An 18,756-nucleotide genomic window follows, 5' to 3' on the forward strand; every position below is an offset into this window, starting at 1 on the left:
GTCTAGCTCATTACCCAGATGCCACCAGCCCATATGGATAGAACGGTGATAAACGTTTGATAGACAACATCCATTATCAAATTGCCGATACTGTCTCCATCTGCCTTGCGATTCTTGATCATGACATAAGTATGTGACCACAGACCACTTAAACCATATATGTACATCGTAACCAATACACCAACCCAGAAGTTCCCTTGAAACCAGATCGCCATAATGCCCATAACGCCAAGTCCGACTTGCGAGAATCCATATTTGACCTGAAACGGCCCTCCTGGCCAACCTAGCATTTTGGCTGTCTGTTCTGCTCTAGCAATGTTAACGACGTAACCAATAACACCTACAAGTCCAAATGTAACCACAAACTGATGAAGCAATAACACTCTGCTAATCTCGCTCATTTCGCCAGGGAAACCAAGCATCCAAAGATGAATTGTTCCTGAAATAAGCCCAAATAACCATAGAACCAAAAACCACATCGCTGTTTCACTCCTGCCAATTTGTTATTTTGGAATCATTTGTAACTAAATGAATTAATTTGTAGATACCCACATTATATAATCGCTTTTACATTTGTCAATTCGTACATAATTTTCTATTTTGTCGAAGTTTTTACCATTTCCCTTCTCTTATACGCAATGATTCTATCATGCTTAGTTCTATATAACTTGAAATTTTTGGGACTTATATACCATTTTTACATATATTCAACCAATATATGTTTCTTTTTTAACACTCCAAAAGAACCACCTCTCATTTATCCCATAGTTGAAATAATTTAATTACCACTGGTTGATTCCTTTTACCCATATATTCAGACTACTTTAGTCGTCTTTATAGATAATAAAATTTGACAACATTTTATTATGTAACTATTATAGTTACATAGATATACATTTTCGTTTTACACATCCACAGCTACTCCTTGGAAGTTGTATTACCCTAATACTCTATAGGGGGCTGTACATACACGATTGTTAAACAATGACTATGAAGCTGCTAATGATGCAAACTACATTTTAGGAGGAAACAAAATGAAATTGTTAGTTACAGGTGCTACAGGTAAACTTGGTTCACTGGTTGTGGAGGCGTTGTTGAAGACAACCGCTGCAACAGACTTGGCTGTTAGTGTTCGTTCACCAGAAAAAGCAGAAGTATTGCTCTCGCAGGGTGTAGACGTTCGTCAAGGGGATTTCGATCAACCGGAAACTTTGGAGAAAGCTTTTGCCGGTGTAGACCGCCTGTTACTGATCTCCACAGACGGTGATAACGAGACACGTATCCGTCAGCATCAGACTGCTGTTCAAGCGGCCAAAAAAGCAGGTGTCGGTTATATCGCTTATACAAGTGTAGTCAACGCCGAGCATAACCCGCTCTCCCTTGCTGAGGTACACCGCAAGACAGAACAAGCAATTCGTGAGTCTGGCATCCCTTATACATTCCTGCGTAACAATTGGTACCTTGAAAATGAAGCTGGCAGTGTACAGGCGGTAACACATGGTGCTCCTTGGGTTCATGCCACGAATGACAGCCAGGTTGGCTGGGCAACTCGACGTGATTATGCTGAAGCAGCTGCTGCTGTACTTGCAGGCGAAGGACATGAGAACAAGGTCTATGAATTGTCTGGTAAACTGCGCACACAAGCTGAGCTTGCTGCCATTGCTGGTGAAGTGTTGGGGCAGGAGATTAACGTACAAAACGTCGACGATGCAGCTTATGCGGACATCATGAAAGGTGCAGGTTTGCCTGATTTTGTTGTATCCATGCTGGTTGAAATGCAAAGCGCGCTCCGCCAAGGTGCTCTAGCTGTAGAGAGTGATGCACTTGAAACATTGCTTGGACGTCCGGCTCAACCGTTAAGTGAAGGTTTTAAAGCTATTTTGGGTAAATAAATTCGTCATGATTGCCCTCACGGCAACATACAGGATATAGAAAAAGGGTTGTTCCATACGTCACATGATGACGGGGAACAACCCTTTTCGTATACATTATTATGGAGCTCTTCAAACAAAACTTACACATTTTTTAACCTAACGAATTGATTAACCTTGCTCAATATAATGCGCAGGAATCACATCAGCCAGCCAAATACTCTCGTTGCCATGGTAAAAAAGAATACCTTCACGTGCGGCCTGCCCAGCCTGAATGCGCAGGATAACAGGCTGATCATCTCGCCTTTGTCCAACTTGACGTGCCGTATCCATATCAGCCGATAGATGCACATACTGCCGTTGCCGTGGTTGCAAACCGTGCTCCATGATGGAGGACACAGCACGTACGGGTGTGCCGTGATACAACAATTCGGGAGGTTGTGTAGCTATTTTGGATATTTTTTGCGGCGTAGAATGACCATAAAGTGCACGAATTCGGCCAGTATTGATCTCGTGCCGCTTTTTATTGGAAACCGCAATCATATGTTGCAGATCATCTTCTGTTACATTACGCCACCCCGGGCTTTCGTGCAAAGCGACGAGCAGTTGTGAAATCTCTACCCATCCCTCTTCATCCAGCTCAAGCTCGTATTCCCATGGCGCATGTCTCAATGCATAGGAAAGCTCTTTGCTTAATTTCATGTAGTCGATGTCTCTCACCTTCTCTCATCTATCCTTGTTGCTGTACTGCCGCCAAAATCTCTTGAATATTACTTGCCAGTGCCTCGTCATCCTCCTGCGTAAACTGGATATGTCCATTAATACCGCGATGAATAATCGTATTCATCACCGGATGAACCTCTTCATTGGATGCAACACGAATCAGATCGTCAGCAAAATCGACCGCCTGTTGTTCACTGTAATTAAACGGCTTGATCAACATCCGAATGCTCAGCGCATGAGCATGGGGTTCGGCCAGACGGTCACGATGCGTAATGCTGTACACCGCACCAAAACCAAAAGCGGCAAGCACTTGACGTTGCAGTTCTGTCGTTTTTGCGAGTGGTGTGCCAATCAGTTCGCAGACCTGTTCTACCATCTGTTCCAGTTCATGGGCTGCTGCGCCCAAAATAACATCATTCTGATCATCCTTGTTCATAAAATCATTCATATCCATATTCTCCGTTCTATCCTTTATTCCATATCGGGGACGGCAGATGTTTGAAAGCCTCTTGATGGATACCCGCACGATTCAGCGCTTTTCGCAAGCGAGTAGCAACTTCCATAAAATAAATTTCAGGTACCCGTTCCCCTGCAAGCTGCTTCAATAGATAATCATTTTCCAGACCTCGATACAGTGGATGCAAATCTTCGACTAATATTTTCTTCATATCTTCACTCGTAATACTAGCCGTCATGCTACATTCATTGACGAGTGTCTGCAGCGTATCTTCTACAGCCTGCTCGTCATAGGACGGGTGAGATACGAGATACTGCAGATCATATAGATCCTTGAACCTCGGCCTCACAATCGTCTGATGCAACTTCCAAGCGACTTGAGTGGACAGCGGAACCGTGTAGGGAACCACAAAAGGCTCACCTCTTAACGGTTGGTAGTTTAACTCCACAGACTCTGCATCCAGCTTCAGATTAAATGAGATATCAAGAAAAAGCTCATCTTCATACCGATTCCCTTCACTGGACTCACTCTGGATCGCATAGGCGATATCGGTATTCACCGTTGGAAAGTCATCATCCATTGCGTAATCAATTTCACGCCAGAATGCATTCTCCCGAAAGCTGCGAAAATGGACTCCATCATTCAGATCAAGTTCAGTCACCTGAATCATCCAATCCGTAAAAATCTGCTTGGCCTGATCCGCATGTTCAATCGTGCCTTTATACAAAAAGTCGATATCCTCAGCATAGCGCAGCCTTGGATTCTCCAAGTACTGTCTCGTTAACAGGCTACCTTTCAAAATAAAGGATGAATGGACTAACGTAGCCCGTTTCAATAGCGCTTCCAAAACAATAAGTAATCTCTCGTCTTCATTGAAGCGATGTATGGGTATCTCATTCCCGTTTCTGGTCACAACTTTTCCTCCAATCTTATCTTAAACACATCAAGCTGGTTCAATCAGATCCAGCCCCGATCCAACTCTTCCCGACTATCATATATACACAGCTCATATTGTTGCTTGAGCAGTTCAATTTGATTGCTTTGCAAAATGTTATGAATTTTCTCAACGCTACGATAAAAATGATCTGCATGCTTATACTCACGCACAGTTACAAACCTTATACTGCCATTCTTATGGAGCGAATTACGGGAGATATGCCCCTCTGTCCCCGCACATATATGCTTCAGCCTATTCACATCTTCGACTTGAACCTTACCATGCCACTCAAAATAAGGTCTGGACTCAGGCACTATCGGTTGTTTGAAAAACCGTTCCTCCTTAGCCGGTATCTCTACTTTTGTACGTACCACAGTGAACCCGTTATTCCTAAATGTTATTGAAATCTCTTCAATGACACGCTGTACATCCTGAAAATCCTCGCTATGGACAATGCCCGTAATCATGGGTTGATGGATGTGCTCTCCCTGATCGAGCTCGATCAGGACCGGTTTCACATTCTCTTCGTTACAGATACGGATAAAGGCTTGCTTTTCTTGCTGGCTCAGGTCACTTAGGGTAACATGAAATTCAAACTCCATTCGTTCACAACCCTCTTTCTTCCAACGTGCTTATACTAAATTAACTCTACCTTTATTATAGTAAAACCCAAAATAGTAAAAAAACCAAATCTTCTCCGCAGATAGAGTCGATTTGGTCTCCTTTAAACACCAGCTATACGCAACGCAGTCTTACTCCACTTTATTGAAACTCACCACGGTCAGGCCGTCTCATGTTGGTTCTTCGGCTCCGGCTCATAGACTTGAGTATGCTCATTTTCCTCATGCATCCACTCCACCATACCTGGTTTGCGAACCTTCCACACCAAGGCCTGAATGCGAAGTGATCTTCTCACCCAAAACAGAGAGGTACAACGCTTCTCCGAACGCACCATAAGTCCCCAATGAATGACCCGGGCAAGCCACGGATTGACATATTCATTGTGCTTGCGCACGGATGGCAATTCATCCTGGAACAAACGTTGCTTCACATCCATAGGCGGCTGACCACAAGTCCAGTAATGAAGCAAGGCAGACAAACTATAGATATCTGACATGGGTCCCTGAACTGCTTTCTCGGAATAAAATTCAAGCGGCGAATACCCTTTAGAGGTAAAAATCGCCTGTTTTGCTCCAGTCTGCATCGGCCAGCGCACAGCTGCACCAAAGTCCAGCAATTTGGGCGTGCCATCCTCCATCACCATGACATTGGAAGGTTTGACATCCCGGTGGAGAATGCCTTGTTTATGAATGTAATCCAGCGTATCCACGAGCGGCAGTAGCGTATCGGTAATAAACTCGGGTTGCAGCGCATGGTTACGCTCCTGTAAATAATCGGTCAAGATCATGCCGGCGCAATATTCTGTGATCAGATATCCCGTATCATTGGCCTCAAAATGATCCACATATGTAATAATGTGAGGATGATTAAGAGATGACAACAACTCACCCTCCTGAAGAAATACAGATAACAGTTCATGGAATTGTCCGCCGTATCCTCGGGATGCACAAAATACACTGCGCTTGTCTGACTGACGTGCAGCAATCCGATGGGGGAAAAATTCCTTTATAGCGACTTTGGCACCTGTATGCCGATTCCGCCCAACATACACAATCGCTAATTCACTACTAGTTAATACCTGTCTTACCTGATATGTATCATTCAAAATGACATTGCGTTGCAAAGCCATATTCCAGTTATTTTTTCTCATCCCAAACCTCTTTTCAAGCTTGTCGATCGGAAGACTTGCCGCATAACGACGAATTTGATCCTTGAACTCATCGGAAATAAATCCAACCAGACAGTCGAATCATTGCTAACCATCTTTATAAACCGAACATCACCGTTTGAAACATTTTTTTGCAAAAAGTGCAGTTTCGTTCAAGCTTCCGTTTTCTATATAAGAGATGAAATCACTCTCCTATACATAGTATCGACAAAAGGGGCAGTTTCGTTAATTTGTTCATAAAAATGCGAACTGCCCCATGTTCCTATGCTAAGCGCCTCTAATAGTGCTTATTTAAAAATTGCTGAATCTCCTCATTCATCTCTCTTAGTACATCCTGAGAAGGGAAGTGGCCTGTATCATATTTGATCGCCTGAACATTCGGAATAATTTTCTGAGCACGGTCAATACACTTATCTCCTGGGAAAAAGACATCCTTCTCACCCACCAGAAGTAATGTAGGCGAGGTATAATTTTCAAGTTCTTCCCGCTCTGCAAGTTTGGGCAAATCCTGCTCCAGGCTGACATATTTGAATATTTTGCCGATCAAGTTTTTATCTGCTTCCTTCATACAATGGCATGACAGGTTATCCGTAATCTTTTGCAAAGAAGCTGGCGAAGAAGTCATACGATACTTAACGAGTGGAAGTGTAATATCATGAGCCGTTTTCATTCTGGAGTTGACCGCAAGACCCGCCGGAGCTACCAGCACCGAGCATGCAATACGCTCCGGAATATACGTAGCCAATCTCAGAATGATGCCGCCGCCAAATGAAGGACCGATGAACGCACTTTGTTCAATGTTGTAATGATCCAGCAGATCGGATACCCACATCGCCAAGCTGTCAAAACGAGCCGAAATACTCGTTTCCTCGCTGTACCCGGGATGACCAATCGTATCCGGCGCGATAATCCGATAGGATTGAAATAAGGAAGAGAACCAGGACAACGTCATCGGATTCACACAATTGCCACCTTGAAGAATAAATAACGGCTTGCCATCTTCCGGTCCAGTCAGCAACACATGTGTTTTCCCAAAACGTGTCTCCACATACTCTCTTGTAAATCCTTCACCCAGCTCACTCAAATAAATTTCGTATTCTTCCAGAATACTGCTCTTGCCTTCTTCACTTTTATAAATGGAACTCATGTCTGCCTCCTGCAATGTGTACTCATCTCACCTGTTCCAGTGATCAATTCCGGATATTCCCGGCCCAAAAAGATAAAGAGGGCCTGTTAAAATGACAGGCTCCTCCATATGTGCGACTTATCATATGCTGATGATTATAGAATGGAAATTGGAAATTGTAAATATCGTTTCTAATAGACATGCATATCTTTTTTTAATTGAAATGAAAGTATTACTTCCGGCCATAATCCGCCTTGATCTCGCCCCACTGCTTCGTCTGCCATTTGAGCACTTTATTGGTATAGGTATTCGTTCGAAGCCACTGCTCTGCCCGGTCAATCATCAACCAGATTTCTTCCGTCGAGTTGTCACGCGGCAGTGTTGTCGCAACTTTTTTTTGTTTCAGCCATTTCATCGCATTGACCGAATCGGTGTAAACGGTTTTGTTACTACCTTCTTTTTTGAGATAAGCCAGAGCATGCACAATCGCCAGAAACTCTCCCAAATTGTTGGTGCCTTTCGAGATCGGGCCGACGGAAAAAAGCACCTCACCTGTGCGGGTATCCACACCTTTGTATTCAACCGGCCCTGGGTTGCCTCGTGTGCCTACATCAACAGAGATGCTATCATAGTCCACTTCCTCTGATGTCTCCATCCCGGCACTTCTGCCGCTACTGCCTGACTTCGACTTGGACTTGGAAGCGCCACCTGCACTTGAACCCCAGTTCCCTTTCCAGCCAGCACGATACGCTGCTTCAGCGGCTTCCCTGGATTCATATGATTTATATTTGGCTCCGGCATATTGATCCGTCTGAGCCTTACATTCCGCCCAAGTGCTGTATACGCCCGGTTTCTTTCCTTCCCATACCACGTAATATTTCTGTTTCGCCATGCGTAACCGCTCCTTTGTTTACTGCATCAATATCCTATTGTAAACGAAGAAGTAGTTAAAATGAAAGTTCATTATTGGTCTCAGCATCAGAACAGAGGAATAAACAGAACGGTTGAATATGGTATATTCCCTCGCATCCCGGAACAGTCTAATAATCAGCGTTCAATTAGGAAAAGAAAGGATGTCTTGCATGGATTGGATCTGGAAATCCGTCTTGCTTGTTCTCGTTGGTATGATCCTGCTACGCATCGCAGGGCGTAAATCTATCTCACAGATGAGTGTGGCAACAACCGTTATTATGATCTCGATCGGGACAACCATCGTACAGCCGATTGCCAATCATGAACTGGGCAAAGCGATTGGCTCCGCTGCCGTATTTATTGTAACTTTGCTCGTTGTGGAGCAATTACAGATGAAATCCAATCTGTTCGAACGTATGATGAGCGGCAGCTCCAGAGTAGTTGTTGAGAATGGGGAAATCATTATTCCGAATCTGAAACGAATGCGGTATACGATAGATCAGCTCGAGATGCATCTAAGACAGGCGGGTATCCGAAGTGTAAATGACCTGGAAACGGCCACCGTTGAACCGAATGGCCAGCTTGGCTATGTTCTGAAACCGGAAGCGCGCCCCGTCACTGTAAAAGATCTGGAGCAATTGTTGCAAAGCTATGGCTTGGCTCGATCCAGTGGCGGGATGTCCTTGTTTGAACAACGGCCCGAAGAGAAGCAGAGTAAGGGTTCGGCAAACCGTGGAAGTGAAGATGAAGATTCGGCTAATATTTTTGAAGAGGTCAGCAGCGGGAAGCATTCACATCGAGTAGACTCCAGGCTGGAATAGATGTAAAAAAAGAAAAAGCCGACGTCCTTCAGGACTACGGCGCGAACGAAAGAATTCTATAGTTACATCTCCGAATTCCGGATTATCGTGTGCTCAAATAGGCAATTCCCAAACCTCCGGTGACCGGATTCTGGTAAATCTCACATTCCACCTCAAATACCTCGCCAATGATCTCACGAGTCAAAATATCGGCAGGAGTGCCATGAGCAACAACTTGCCCTTGCTTGACAACATAGAGATAATCACAGTAGGCTGCCGCAAGTTCAAGATCATGCAGCGCTGCCAAAATGCCGATGTCCAGTCCGCGAACAATATTCAATATTTGTAGCTGGTACTTGATATCCAGATGATTGGTCGGCTCGTCCAGAATCAGAAATTCCGGTTGCTGCGCAAGTACACGAGCCAGAATGACACGCTGCTTCTCCCCGCCGGACAGAGACGTATAATTGCGGCCTGCATGTCCGGTCAGCTGTACTTTTTCCAGTGCCATCTCCACAATCTGCTCGTCCTTTGCATTATCGGTCTCCAGCAACTTTTTGTGCGGTGTACGCCCCATCATAACCATCTCACGAACGGTAAAATCAAAGCTTAATTCGTTAAACTGACCTACAACCCCCATCTGCCTGGCCGTGACTTTGGGACTTGATTTCAGAATATCGGTATCTCCCAGCATAACGCTGCCCTGCTTCGGTTTAATGACTTTATAAATGCTTTTGAGCAACGTCGATTTGCCGCAGCCGTTCGGTCCAATTAGCCCGACGAATTGTTTCTCTCTCACCTGAAGGGAGATATCACGCACGATATCCGTATCCTGCACGGAAAAAAATATGTTATCGACCGTTAGTTGCATGTTATTTTCCTCCAAAGCCATAGCCTTTTTTGACAAGCATGTACATAAACATCGGTGCACCAATCATCGCCGTAATAATTCCGATGGGCAGTTCAACGCTCGAGATTAGCGATCTCGCAATGACGTCTGTCCAAATCAGGAATATCGCGCCAAACAATACCGAAACAGGCATCACTTTACGATGGTCCGAACCGACGATCCCTCTCACGATATGAGGAATGATTAATCCGACAAAACCGATCATGCCGCAGCTAGCAACCATCACACCCGTCACGAGTGCAGTTAATATCATATACAGTCTGCGATATACACTCAGGTTAATACCCAAAGTAACTGCAGCTTCATCCCCCAGTAACATCGTGTTTAACACACGGGACTGCAACAGGAAAAACAATATGGCGGTAAGCACGACTATGCCTATTAGTGGCAGCTTGTTCCACCCGGAAGCGGCAAGACTGCCCATCGTCCAGAATGTGACTGTTTTGATGCCCTCTGCATTATTCGCAAAATAGATAATGAAGTTGGAAAACGCACTGCATAGTGCATTAATAACCATACCCGCCAGCACCAGCTTGACTGACGTCATTTTGCCCCGGATTCCGGCCAGTGTCAGAACAAGCAAAGATGCACCCATAGCTCCGGCAAACGCCCAAAAGGCAACGCCAGTCTGTCCTAGCCAGCTAATTGCACCAAAACCGATAAGAATCGCAAAGGTAGCCCCGAGCGAGGCTCCTGAGGAAATGCCAAGGATGTAAGGGTCCGCCAGTGGATTCTGCACAGCCGCCTGCATAACGGCACCACATAAGGCGAGCCCCGCACCGATAAACATTGCCATTAATACACGCGGGAAGCGAATCTGCCAGATAATATCCGTGAAGGAGCCTGCTGCAAGCGGCTTTCCTCCCCACTCCATTCCCGTTATTTTGGCTAAAAGAATGCGGTAGGACTCTCCGAGCGGAATACGAACTTGTCCAATAGAGACGGCAAACCCTGCTGAAATTAGTACCATCACGATTAATGCTGCAATAAGTAGGGTAAAACCTGTTTTACTGTGAATTAGGGATTCTTTTTTCCCCAAGTGCTGTGTGCCAGCCTGAATCGTCTGTGCCATTTCTTCCCCCATGAATTCTATTAAAATTGTGCGAAACTTAAATTAGCTATTTACAAAGTATTTTCCCGGATTATAATTGAGAATGATTATCTTTGTCAATTAATATACAAACAAAAAGGGGTTATTACCATGTTGAAACGCTCGTCCAGAACCACTTTATTCGCTGCGCTAACTCTGTTATTACTGTTGCTGTCAGCATGTTCATCTAATACGTCCACACCATCCACAGCCGAAAATACGGCTTCCCAAACAGGGACAACCGAAGCTGCCGCACCTGCGGGAACGGCTAATCAAACGACCTATCCGCTTACCGTCGAAAACTTCTCTATGTCTGGTGAAGGCGGAGAATGGAAACCCAAAGCACAGGTGTTTGATAAGGCACCCGAGCGTGTTGTTGCCAATACTCAATCCGCTGCCGAAATGCTGATCAAGCTGGGCCTGACGGATAAAATGGTTGGGGTTGCTGCACTTTATGGCGCGGTAACACCCGATGTAGCGGACGAATTCGCCAAGATTCCAGTGTTGTCCGAGAATTACGTGGGCAAGGAGCTTGTTGTTGGCGCCAGCCCGGATCTGGTCTTTGGACGAGGTGATCTGTTTGCAGACGCTGACTGGGGTGTGGGAAGCGTAGACGGACTGAATGAGATGAACATCCGTACCTTCATGCAAACGACCAATCACAAGGGAACGCTCGAAAACCTCTACAGCGATATTACGCAGCTTGGTCTTATCTTTGATGTACAGGAAAAAGCCACACAATTTATCGACAGCCTGAAAACACGGACGGAGGCGATCAAAGCCAGTGTCGCTGATCAGCCGGAGCACAGCTTCGCGTATATCGTACCCGCTACAGAAGACAGCATTACCGTAAGCAGCATGCAGAACGATACGTATCAGCTTGATGCACTCAGCCTGTTGAAGCTGAAAAATGCATTTGATGGCATACAAGGTGACGTCAGCGTAGAACAGTTGATTACAGCGAATCCGGATTACCTGCTGCTCTCGGCTTACAGCGGATCACCCGATATCAACAAGCTGATTCAAAATCTATATGCCAACCCTGCGCTGCAAAGCATGAAGGCCATTCAGAACAAACAAATCTACGTGACCGATTTCAGCCAGTTCTGGGGATACGGATATCAAATTATTGACGGTGTTGAAAAAATGGAAAAAGAAATGAAGGCTAATCCGATCCAATAAATTTGGCATCTCTACTGCACAAGTCAATTACATCATGCATGGACGGACCCGGGAACAAGAGAGGCTTCTTCCCCTGTTCCTGGGCCTATGCTTGACATTAGTTTGATATCAAATTATATTACAATTATGAAAACAAGAGATGCTGTTTCACTTATATCCAAAATTAAAGAGAAAACCAGTCGATTTATTTTGACCGAAATGGCCGAACAGGGCATCCACGATCTGGCTACATCCCATGGAGATATCATCTACGCCCTCTATAATCATCAGCATATGACCATGGCGGAGATTGCAAAGAACATTCGCAAAGATAAATCAACGGTAACCGCACTTGTGGACAAGTTGGTACGAACCGGATACGTCGCCAAAGAGCGAGATGCAGCCGATTCACGCATCGTTCATGTCGCTTTGACTACCAAAGGCGAAGCATTACAACCTATCTTTGAGGATATCTCACAGCGATTGCTGGACACCTTTTATGCAAATGTTACAGACGTTGAGAAAAAAGAACTGCTTCGCATATTGATCAAAATTCACGATAACTTTTAATTTTTTTTGGATTAATAGTTTGATATCAAACTAATTATCAAGGAGGATTTTATATGACAGATTACACCCAATTTTTACCTGAACATGAAGTGCAGCACATTGGAAAATACGAGCTTTACGTTGAAGTTTATAAGGGAAATCAAGCATTAACCACAAAAACGATGGGCACATCTCCTCCGCTTTTATTTGTTCACGGGGCATACACAGGCAGCTGGATGTGGAGTAAGTACCTCCCCCACTTTGTCGAGCATGGATGGACTTGTTATGCAATGAATCTCAGAAGCCACTTTAGAAGCCGGGTGATGGACATGACTCAAATTTCGGTGGAGGATTATTTGGAAGACATTCGTGAGGTGCTGTCCCTGCTTGATGAACCTCCTATATTGGTGGGCTTCAGCATGGGCGGTATACTCAGTCAAAAGATTGCAGAGACCGCTGAGTTGGCAGGTCTGATTATCATCGACACCAGTATTAGCAAAGAAGTTCATGATGCCCTACCCTACCCTGAAACGGATCGAATTGAACCAGGAATAATCATGTCAGCACCTTTACGTGAGGAGAACGAAACGATTGATGAAACCGTAGAGGATATCGAATTTCAACGGCACTATCTGCAAATGGAGTCGGCAAAAGCATTCCGAACCTTTTCCGTCCTCTGCGGGGCAAAAGGAATATCTATTGACGGGAATCTGATTACTTGTCCCAGTCTGGTGATTAAAGCTGTGTTGTCAGAAGACGAGCATCAAAGAGGACAATTCACCGCGAAGCAGCTAGGAGCCAGTTATGCCGGGCTTTGGGATACAACACATACGGGGTTGCTTGTGGGTCAGCGATATAAGGAAGCCGTCAATTTAATACTCGAGTGGTTGAACAGACATTACCAGTAAATTCTCTACTTCCACAAGATTGAACTGAAACCGAATATGCGGGTCTATTTCGTCCATATAAATCACATCTTTGAATAGTTAAGATTTGTCTAATAATAACCTTAAATCTATTTGAAAATCCTCCTCAATACCTTTAGTAAGTTATGTAATACAACATTCATTATTTATATAATAAGCACAGTCGCAATAATTAATTACTAAAGTAGAGGAAAGGAAAAGAGAAATGGAAGAAATACACGCAACAAGATTTCAAACTTATGTGGATCAGGCCATTGACCGCGCCATCATCGAAAAAAGAATCGTAGGAACGGTTGTACGGGTTGCATTCGAAGGAGAAGTTATCTACAGCCGGGCGGCTGGTTATGCAGACAGGTAGGAAAAGCGTACCATGACGGAAAATGCCTTGTTTCGACTTGCTTCCGTAACTAAACCCATTGTGTCGACAGCGGCTCTGGCATTGGTATCCCAGGGAAAGCTGAATCTGCATGATCCGGTGATTCACTGGCTGCCTGCATTCCGGCCCAAGCTTCCTCATGGTCAGGAAGCTCAAATCACAATTCAGCAGTTGATGACACACACCGCAGGTTTGACCTATCGCTTCTTCCAGGAAGACCAAGGCACTTATGAACGTGCAGGGGTCTCGGATGGTATGGATTTATCTGAAATTAGTCTGGAGGAGAATCTCCAAAGGCTTGCTTCTGTTCCTCTTTTGTATGAGCCAGGAAACATGTGGAGATATTCCATCGCGACAGATGTACTCGGAGCCGTTATTGAAAAGGTAACCGGAATGTCATTAAGAGAAGCTGTCCAATTGTTGGTTACCCATCCTCTTCACATGACCGACACTGATTTTGTTGCCGTCGATTCGAATCGGTTGACCGCTGCATATGCCGATGGTTCTGATGAGCCTCGTCTTCTCCATAATGAGTTAGAGCAGGTTCCTTTTATTGAAGGTACTGCCGGTTTCCAGCTTGCCCCTAACCGTGCGAATAACACTTCTGTCTATGCATCAGGCGGAGCGGGTATGGTTGGGAGTGCCGGAGATTTTCTTACTTTACTTGAGACATTGCGACAAGGAGGACAGCCTATTCTTACGGAAGCTGTTGCCACCAAGATGGCTGTGAATCAAATCGGTGAACTCGAGATGCCGTATTGGCCGGGAAGAGGGTTTGGGCTTGGGTTTACGATACTCAAAGACCCTGTTGCAGCTGGTACACCCGAATCTCCGGGGACGTGGCGGATGGGTGGAACCTACGGTCATTCCTGGTTTGTTGATCCCAAAGAAGAACTTAGTGTTGCAGCATTCACCAATACGGCACTTGAAGGAATGTCAGGCCAATTCACTACCGATATCTGTGATGCGATCTATGCAGGCATTCGGGAGAGCAAAAAGACTGCAAAAATATAAAGAGCATCAATATAAAGAGCGTAAATACCCGCCCAATCAGCATTGGACGGGTCTATTCAATAACGAAGCTAGGTTCTGCTAGTTGTTGCTACCCGAGTTTCTCTTCTTAAAAAGATAAATCCCGGCAACCAGGATAAACCAAACTGGCGTGACAAATAACGCCATCCGTGTATCCTCAGCCAGTGCCAATACCACCAGCACAAACGCGAGAAAAGCTAAAATCAAAACGTTTGAAAACGGATAAAGCGGCAGTTTGAAGCGGCTGCGAGTTGCCAGTTCGGGCTGCGTATGACGATATTTGAAATGACAGATCACCATGATTCCCCAGACAAATATAAAACATACCGTTGATACGCTGGTAATCAGTGTGAATACCCCTTCCGGCATGATGTAGTTCAGCACAATCGCAATAAAGATGACAATCGTGGAGAAAAATAGCGCATTGGCTGGAACCTTCCTTTTATTTACACGCGCAAACGAATCAGGGGCGTTCTGATCTTTCGCCATGGAGTAGATCATCCGGCTTGTACTGAAAATCGCACTGTTACATGCGGATGCCGCGGAGGTCAACACTACGAAATTCACCACACCAGCAGCCGCCGCAATCCCCACTGCGGCAAATACCTGCACAAACGGGCTTTCGGTTGGCAAAATCGCACTCCAAGGATAGATGCTCATAATAATGAACAAAGCACCCACGTAGAAAAGCAGTACCCGAATCGGAATCTGATTAATAGCTTTTGGAATGACCTTTTCGGGATTCTCCGTCTCTCCTGCGGTCAATCCGACGAGTTCCATCCCCACAAATGCAAAAACGACCATCTGAAACGAGATAATGAAGCCATGCATTCCATTCGGAAACCAGCCCCCGTGACTCCACAGGTTAGTAAAGCTTGCTGAGCCCTGGTTGGTTGTAAAACCTGTAAAGATCATATACAGCCCCACCACGATCAACGCCAGAATAGCGAGCACTTTAATGAGAGCAAACCAGAATTCCATCTCCCCGAACAGCTTGACCGTCGCCAGATTCATTACAAGTAAAATAACCAGCGCAATTAATCCCGGCATCCATTGAGGAATATTGGGAAACCAGAACTGTGTATATAAACCAACAGCCGTAATATCAGCCATCGCGATGGATATCCAGCAGAACCAATAGGTCCAGCCCGTAATAAACGCCGCCATATTTCCCAGGTAATCACGCACGAAATCCACAAAGGAATGATATTGCAAATTGCTCAGCAGCAGCTCTCCAAGCGCCCTCATGATCAGGAATAAGACAATGCCTGTAATGATGTACGCCAGCAGAATGGATGGACCGGTTAGCTGGATCGTTTTGCCCGCCCCGAGAAACAACCCCGTTCCGATCGCCCCTCCAATTGCCATCAGCTGTACATGTCTGTTTTTCAGACCCCTTGTTAATGTTTCTTGCTGCATGGTACACCACCACTCTCTTTCTGTGCTTTCTCTCTCTCTGATGCAAAATAATATACCATCTAATATATAATAATCTCCCCTGAATACCTATCATTCTTTTTGATTATTTTTATTTTGATTATTTCTATAATGAATCCGATTTCGAAGCGTATAGGACTTCAATTTTTATCGAGGTCCATGAAATGCAAACAAGCTACCGCCTGTATGACACAGACAGTAGCTTGAAATTGCCTTACCTTTTTCAGTTTCTTGGGGGAATCAATCCCCTCCCTCGTACCACAGCTCCAGCGGCAAACCGACCAGGGATTTGCCAATCCACTCTCTGGCAATGTTGTTGGAGGGACCCATGGCGATGCCTGCGCGGGCATCACGGAAGAGGCGTTCAAACACGCCTTTTTTATAACCATAACCTCCGGTAACATCCAGCGCTGCTTTGGTCGCTTTGTTAGCTACTTCCGCAGCATGAATTTTGAACTCAACCAGCGGCAGGAACAGCTCGACTTGCGGTCTTCCCTGTGCCTGAAGTTCATCCAGCTGCTTCGCAAGAGATAACTGCCACGGCTTCAGGCTGGAGATCAGCACCTTCACTTCAGCCAACTGTTGGCGGATGATCTGGTAATCAGCCAAACGCTTGTTAAAGTCGCGATGAACCATGCCCTTCACATATTCGGACGCAGCCTCAAGTGCTGCCTCGGCAACTCCAAGCCAAGTGGAGCCTAGACCGATCAGATATACGGGGGATACACCACTTTCCAGAATTTCGCGTCCCTGTCCCTCCGTACCGAGCTTATCCTGGGCTGCAATCCGGACGCCTTCGTACGTGATCGGGCCACTATGGTTCCCCCGAACCCCGAGTGCATCCCATACCCCCGAAGTAATGCCTTCCAGTTGTCCATCGACAAGGAAAAAGCTCACATCTGTCGGCGTTTGTGCTCCTGGCGTGCGGGTCTGGGTTACATAAAAATCAGCTTGTCCCGAGCTTGTCGTGAACGACTTTTCCGCATTCAGAATGTAATCCTCTCCGTCCCGGGAAGCCTCGCTGAAATTAAACCACCAGTGACCTCCCGAAGCACGTTCGCTAGTAGAGTACGTACCAATCGCCCCATTGCGTACCGGCTTTAGCCAGCGCTCCTTCTGATCCTCATTTCCATAGAGAGCTATCGTCTGAACGGCTCCGACATGCATGACATACACCAGTGAAGTTGAAGGGCATCCCTTGGCAATTTCTTCTGCCGCAATCGCAAAGGCAACATGATCCAGTCCGCGTCCATCAAAGCGCTCGGGAATCAGCACGCCATTCCACCCGGTCTCGGCAAGCACGGCCAGATTCTCACGCGGGAACCGTCCCTCACGGTCAATCAGCTCTGCACGTGGTTTAATGACTTCGTCGACAATGCCCCGAATTTCAGCTCTCAATTGCTCATAGTCAGGCAGGGTGTGAATCGTGTTTGATTGAATACTCATTGCGTCATCTCTCCTCTAATTAAAACAGAAACTCATCCCTCAAAAACACGGATACAGATTGCCAATCTAATCCAATCCAATTCAATTGATTCCATTCCGTCTATCAAAAACCGATGGTTTGCTCAGGTAGCCGTAACCCGGCTCAGCGCAGCCTCCTTCTCTTTAACCAGCGGCATGACCTGCTCACCGAAAGCCTGAATATCCTCATCGTAATGAAGAAAGCCGATCAGAACGAGGTCTACTCCAATCTTTTTCAATTCGATGATACGGTCGGCCACCTGCTCCGGGGTACCAATCAAACCTGTTTTGAACCCGTCATTATATTGCACCAGGTCGTCGAAATTGGAATTCGCCCACATTCCCTCCTGTTCAGGGGACGCTTTGCCTGCAAATTGGACCTGACTGCGGAAGCCCTCCACCGCCTCGGGGTCAGCATATCGAATAATCTGACGCAGTACCTCCACCGCTTCTTCTTCCGTATCCCGCACGATGGCAAATGCATTGACTCCGAATCGCAGCTTGCGGTTATAAGACGCAGCCCGCTCAGTCACATCTTCGATCTGGGTACGGAAACCATCGATGGTATTCCCGTTCATGAAATACCAATCCGAGACTCGTGCAGCCATGTCGCGTGCAGCCGCTGAATTTCCTCCTTGAAACACAGGGGGAATTACAGTCGGTTTGGGTTTGTGCGGCGCTTCATGAATACGGTAAAAGTCACCCTGGTGATTGGCATTGTCTTGCGTCCACAGCTCCTTCAGCACACGGATGAACTCTTCGGAGCGACGATAACGCTCGTTATGGTCCAGCCACGGTTCTCCGAATCCATGAAACTCTCCCTTGAACCAGCCGCTGACAATATTTACGGCAACCCGTCCCTGGCTGATATGATCGATTGTCGTGATCGCTTTGGCTACCGGACCGGGATGCCATAATCCTGGCAATATGGCTGCTATCAGCTTCAAACGTTCTGTAACCACCGCGAGCGCAGAGGCCAGAGCAATGGCTTCCAGTTGATTTTCAGCCCCATAGCTGGCCATAAATCTGGTTTGCAATAACGCATAATCAAAGCCCGCTTCTTCTGCGATTCTGGCATACCTTGCGTTATCCTCAAATGACCAGCCTGTTTTTTGCGGGATGCTGGAGATAACCAGACCGCCACTTACATTCGGAACCCAATACGCAAATTGCATGGACATGTTGAATCACCTCTT

The 18,756-nt window shown here is 45.9% G+C and carries 20 protein-coding genes; 7 read left to right on the forward strand and 13 right to left on the reverse strand.

From position 1 onward, the window contains the following. Nucleotides 1–2: 2 nt before the first annotated feature. Complete coding sequence (locus Q9R46_RS15930; protein ID WP_167375605.1) at nucleotides 3–479, reverse strand: DUF6790 family protein; 477 nt, start codon at nucleotides 477–479, stop codon at nucleotides 3–5. Between the two features lie 555 nt (nucleotides 480–1,034). Here Q9R46_RS15930 and Q9R46_RS15935 point away from each other — a divergent pair. Then, nucleotides 1,035–1,892 (forward strand): SDR family oxidoreductase, encoded by an 858-nt coding sequence (locus tag Q9R46_RS15935; RefSeq protein WP_311280698.1) that lies wholly within the window; start codon nucleotides 1,035–1,037, stop codon nucleotides 1,890–1,892. 150 nt (nucleotides 1,893–2,042) lie between these two features. Here the strand turns inward: Q9R46_RS15935 and Q9R46_RS15940 are convergent, their stop codons facing one another. From Q9R46_RS15940 to rnhA, 7 genes are all read right to left on the reverse strand, one after another. After that, nucleotides 2,043–2,582, reverse strand: coding sequence for an RNA 2'-phosphotransferase (locus Q9R46_RS15940; protein WP_145413932.1), 540 nt, complete (start codon nucleotides 2,580–2,582; stop codon nucleotides 2,043–2,045). A gap of 19 nt (nucleotides 2,583–2,601) precedes the next feature. Beyond that, nucleotides 2,602–3,042 carry an Imm48 family immunity protein gene (gene imm48, locus Q9R46_RS15945; RefSeq protein WP_311280699.1) on the reverse strand — a complete coding sequence of 147 codons (441 nt, stop codon included), beginning with the start codon at nucleotides 3,040–3,042 and terminating at the stop codon, nucleotides 2,602–2,604. A gap of 16 nt (nucleotides 3,043–3,058) precedes the next feature. Then, complete coding sequence (locus Q9R46_RS15950; protein ID WP_311280700.1) at nucleotides 3,059–3,964, reverse strand: nucleotidyl transferase AbiEii/AbiGii toxin family protein; 906 nt, start codon at nucleotides 3,962–3,964, stop codon at nucleotides 3,059–3,061. A gap of 44 nt (nucleotides 3,965–4,008) precedes the next feature. Beyond that, nucleotides 4,009–4,590 (reverse strand): hypothetical protein, encoded by a 582-nt coding sequence (locus Q9R46_RS15955; RefSeq protein ID WP_311280701.1) that lies wholly within the window; start codon nucleotides 4,588–4,590, stop codon nucleotides 4,009–4,011. 179 nt (nucleotides 4,591–4,769) lie between these two features. Next, nucleotides 4,770–5,759, reverse strand: coding sequence for a serine/threonine protein kinase (locus Q9R46_RS15960; RefSeq protein WP_311280702.1), 990 nt, complete (start codon nucleotides 5,757–5,759; stop codon nucleotides 4,770–4,772). A gap of 295 nt (nucleotides 5,760–6,054) precedes the next feature. Beyond that, the gene (locus Q9R46_RS15965; protein WP_145332282.1) at nucleotides 6,055–6,924 is read right to left on the reverse strand and encodes an alpha/beta fold hydrolase; all 870 of its coding nucleotides are present in this window, start codon (nucleotides 6,922–6,924) and stop codon (nucleotides 6,055–6,057) included. A gap of 211 nt (nucleotides 6,925–7,135) precedes the next feature. After that, nucleotides 7,136–7,795: a ribonuclease H gene (rnhA, locus tag Q9R46_RS15970; protein ID WP_145332284.1), complete on the reverse strand. Its 660-nt coding sequence runs from the start codon at nucleotides 7,793–7,795 to the stop codon at nucleotides 7,136–7,138. 190 nt (nucleotides 7,796–7,985) lie between these two features. Here rnhA and Q9R46_RS15975 point away from each other — a divergent pair, with 190 nt between their 5' ends. Further along, nucleotides 7,986–8,636 (forward strand): DUF421 domain-containing protein, encoded by a 651-nt coding sequence (locus Q9R46_RS15975; RefSeq protein ID WP_145332286.1) that lies wholly within the window; start codon nucleotides 7,986–7,988, stop codon nucleotides 8,634–8,636. Between the two features lie 82 nt (nucleotides 8,637–8,718). Here Q9R46_RS15975 and Q9R46_RS15980 read toward each other — a convergent pair whose 3' ends face one another. Both Q9R46_RS15980 and Q9R46_RS15985 read right to left on the reverse strand, forming a co-directional pair. Beyond that, on the reverse strand, nucleotides 8,719–9,486 hold the full coding sequence (locus tag Q9R46_RS15980; RefSeq protein WP_311280703.1) for an ABC transporter ATP-binding protein: 768 nt from the start codon (nucleotides 9,484–9,486) through the stop codon (nucleotides 8,719–8,721). A gap of 1 nt (nucleotide 9,487) precedes the next feature. Next, on the reverse strand, nucleotides 9,488–10,597 hold the full coding sequence (locus tag Q9R46_RS15985) for a FecCD family ABC transporter permease (protein WP_311280704.1): 1,110 nt from the start codon (nucleotides 10,595–10,597) through the stop codon (nucleotides 9,488–9,490). A 129-nt stretch (nucleotides 10,598–10,726) separates the two neighbouring features. On the opposite strand from Q9R46_RS15985, the gene Q9R46_RS15990 reads away from it, so the two are divergent. The 5 genes from Q9R46_RS15990 to Q9R46_RS16010 all read left to right on the forward strand — a co-directional run bounded on the left by Q9R46_RS15990 (nucleotide 10,727) and on the right by Q9R46_RS16010 (nucleotide 14,641). Beyond that, nucleotides 10,727–11,797: an ABC transporter substrate-binding protein gene (locus Q9R46_RS15990; RefSeq protein WP_311280705.1), complete on the forward strand. Its 1,071-nt coding sequence runs from the start codon at nucleotides 10,727–10,729 to the stop codon at nucleotides 11,795–11,797. 126 nt (nucleotides 11,798–11,923) lie between these two features. Next, nucleotides 11,924–12,346, forward strand: a complete 423-nt coding sequence (locus Q9R46_RS15995; RefSeq protein ID WP_311280706.1) for a MarR family winged helix-turn-helix transcriptional regulator — start codon at nucleotides 11,924–11,926, stop codon at nucleotides 12,344–12,346. Between the two features lie 53 nt (nucleotides 12,347–12,399). Beyond that, on the forward strand, nucleotides 12,400–13,233 hold the full coding sequence (locus tag Q9R46_RS16000; protein ID WP_311280707.1) for an alpha/beta fold hydrolase: 834 nt from the start codon (nucleotides 12,400–12,402) through the stop codon (nucleotides 13,231–13,233). Between the two features lie 223 nt (nucleotides 13,234–13,456). Beyond that, nucleotides 13,457–13,609: a hypothetical protein gene (locus Q9R46_RS16005; protein WP_311280708.1), complete on the forward strand. Its 153-nt coding sequence runs from the start codon at nucleotides 13,457–13,459 to the stop codon at nucleotides 13,607–13,609. Nucleotides 13,610–13,621: 12 nt separating this feature from the next. After that, on the forward strand, nucleotides 13,622–14,641 hold the full coding sequence (locus Q9R46_RS16010) for a serine hydrolase domain-containing protein (protein WP_311280709.1): 1,020 nt from the start codon (nucleotides 13,622–13,624) through the stop codon (nucleotides 14,639–14,641). A 78-nt stretch (nucleotides 14,642–14,719) separates the two neighbouring features. Here the strand turns inward: Q9R46_RS16010 and Q9R46_RS16015 are convergent, their stop codons facing one another. The 3 genes from Q9R46_RS16015 to sfnG form a co-directional block, all read right to left on the reverse strand. Then, nucleotides 14,720–16,078, reverse strand: coding sequence for an amino acid permease (locus tag Q9R46_RS16015; RefSeq protein ID WP_311280710.1), 1,359 nt, complete (start codon nucleotides 16,076–16,078; stop codon nucleotides 14,720–14,722). 258 nt (nucleotides 16,079–16,336) lie between these two features. Continuing rightward, nucleotides 16,337–17,542 (reverse strand): acyl-CoA dehydrogenase family protein, encoded by a 1,206-nt coding sequence (locus Q9R46_RS16020; RefSeq protein ID WP_311280711.1) that lies wholly within the window; start codon nucleotides 17,540–17,542, stop codon nucleotides 16,337–16,339. A 122-nt stretch (nucleotides 17,543–17,664) separates the two neighbouring features. Then, nucleotides 17,665–18,741 carry a dimethylsulfone monooxygenase SfnG gene (sfnG, locus tag Q9R46_RS16025; protein WP_311280712.1) on the reverse strand — a complete coding sequence of 359 codons (1,077 nt, stop codon included), beginning with the start codon at nucleotides 18,739–18,741 and terminating at the stop codon, nucleotides 17,665–17,667. Nucleotides 18,742–18,756 lie beyond the last annotated feature (15 nt).

This window comes from Paenibacillus sp. RRE4 (assembly GCF_031844205.1).
GTDB lineage: Bacteria > Bacillota > Bacilli > Paenibacillales > Paenibacillaceae > Paenibacillus > Paenibacillus xylanexedens_B.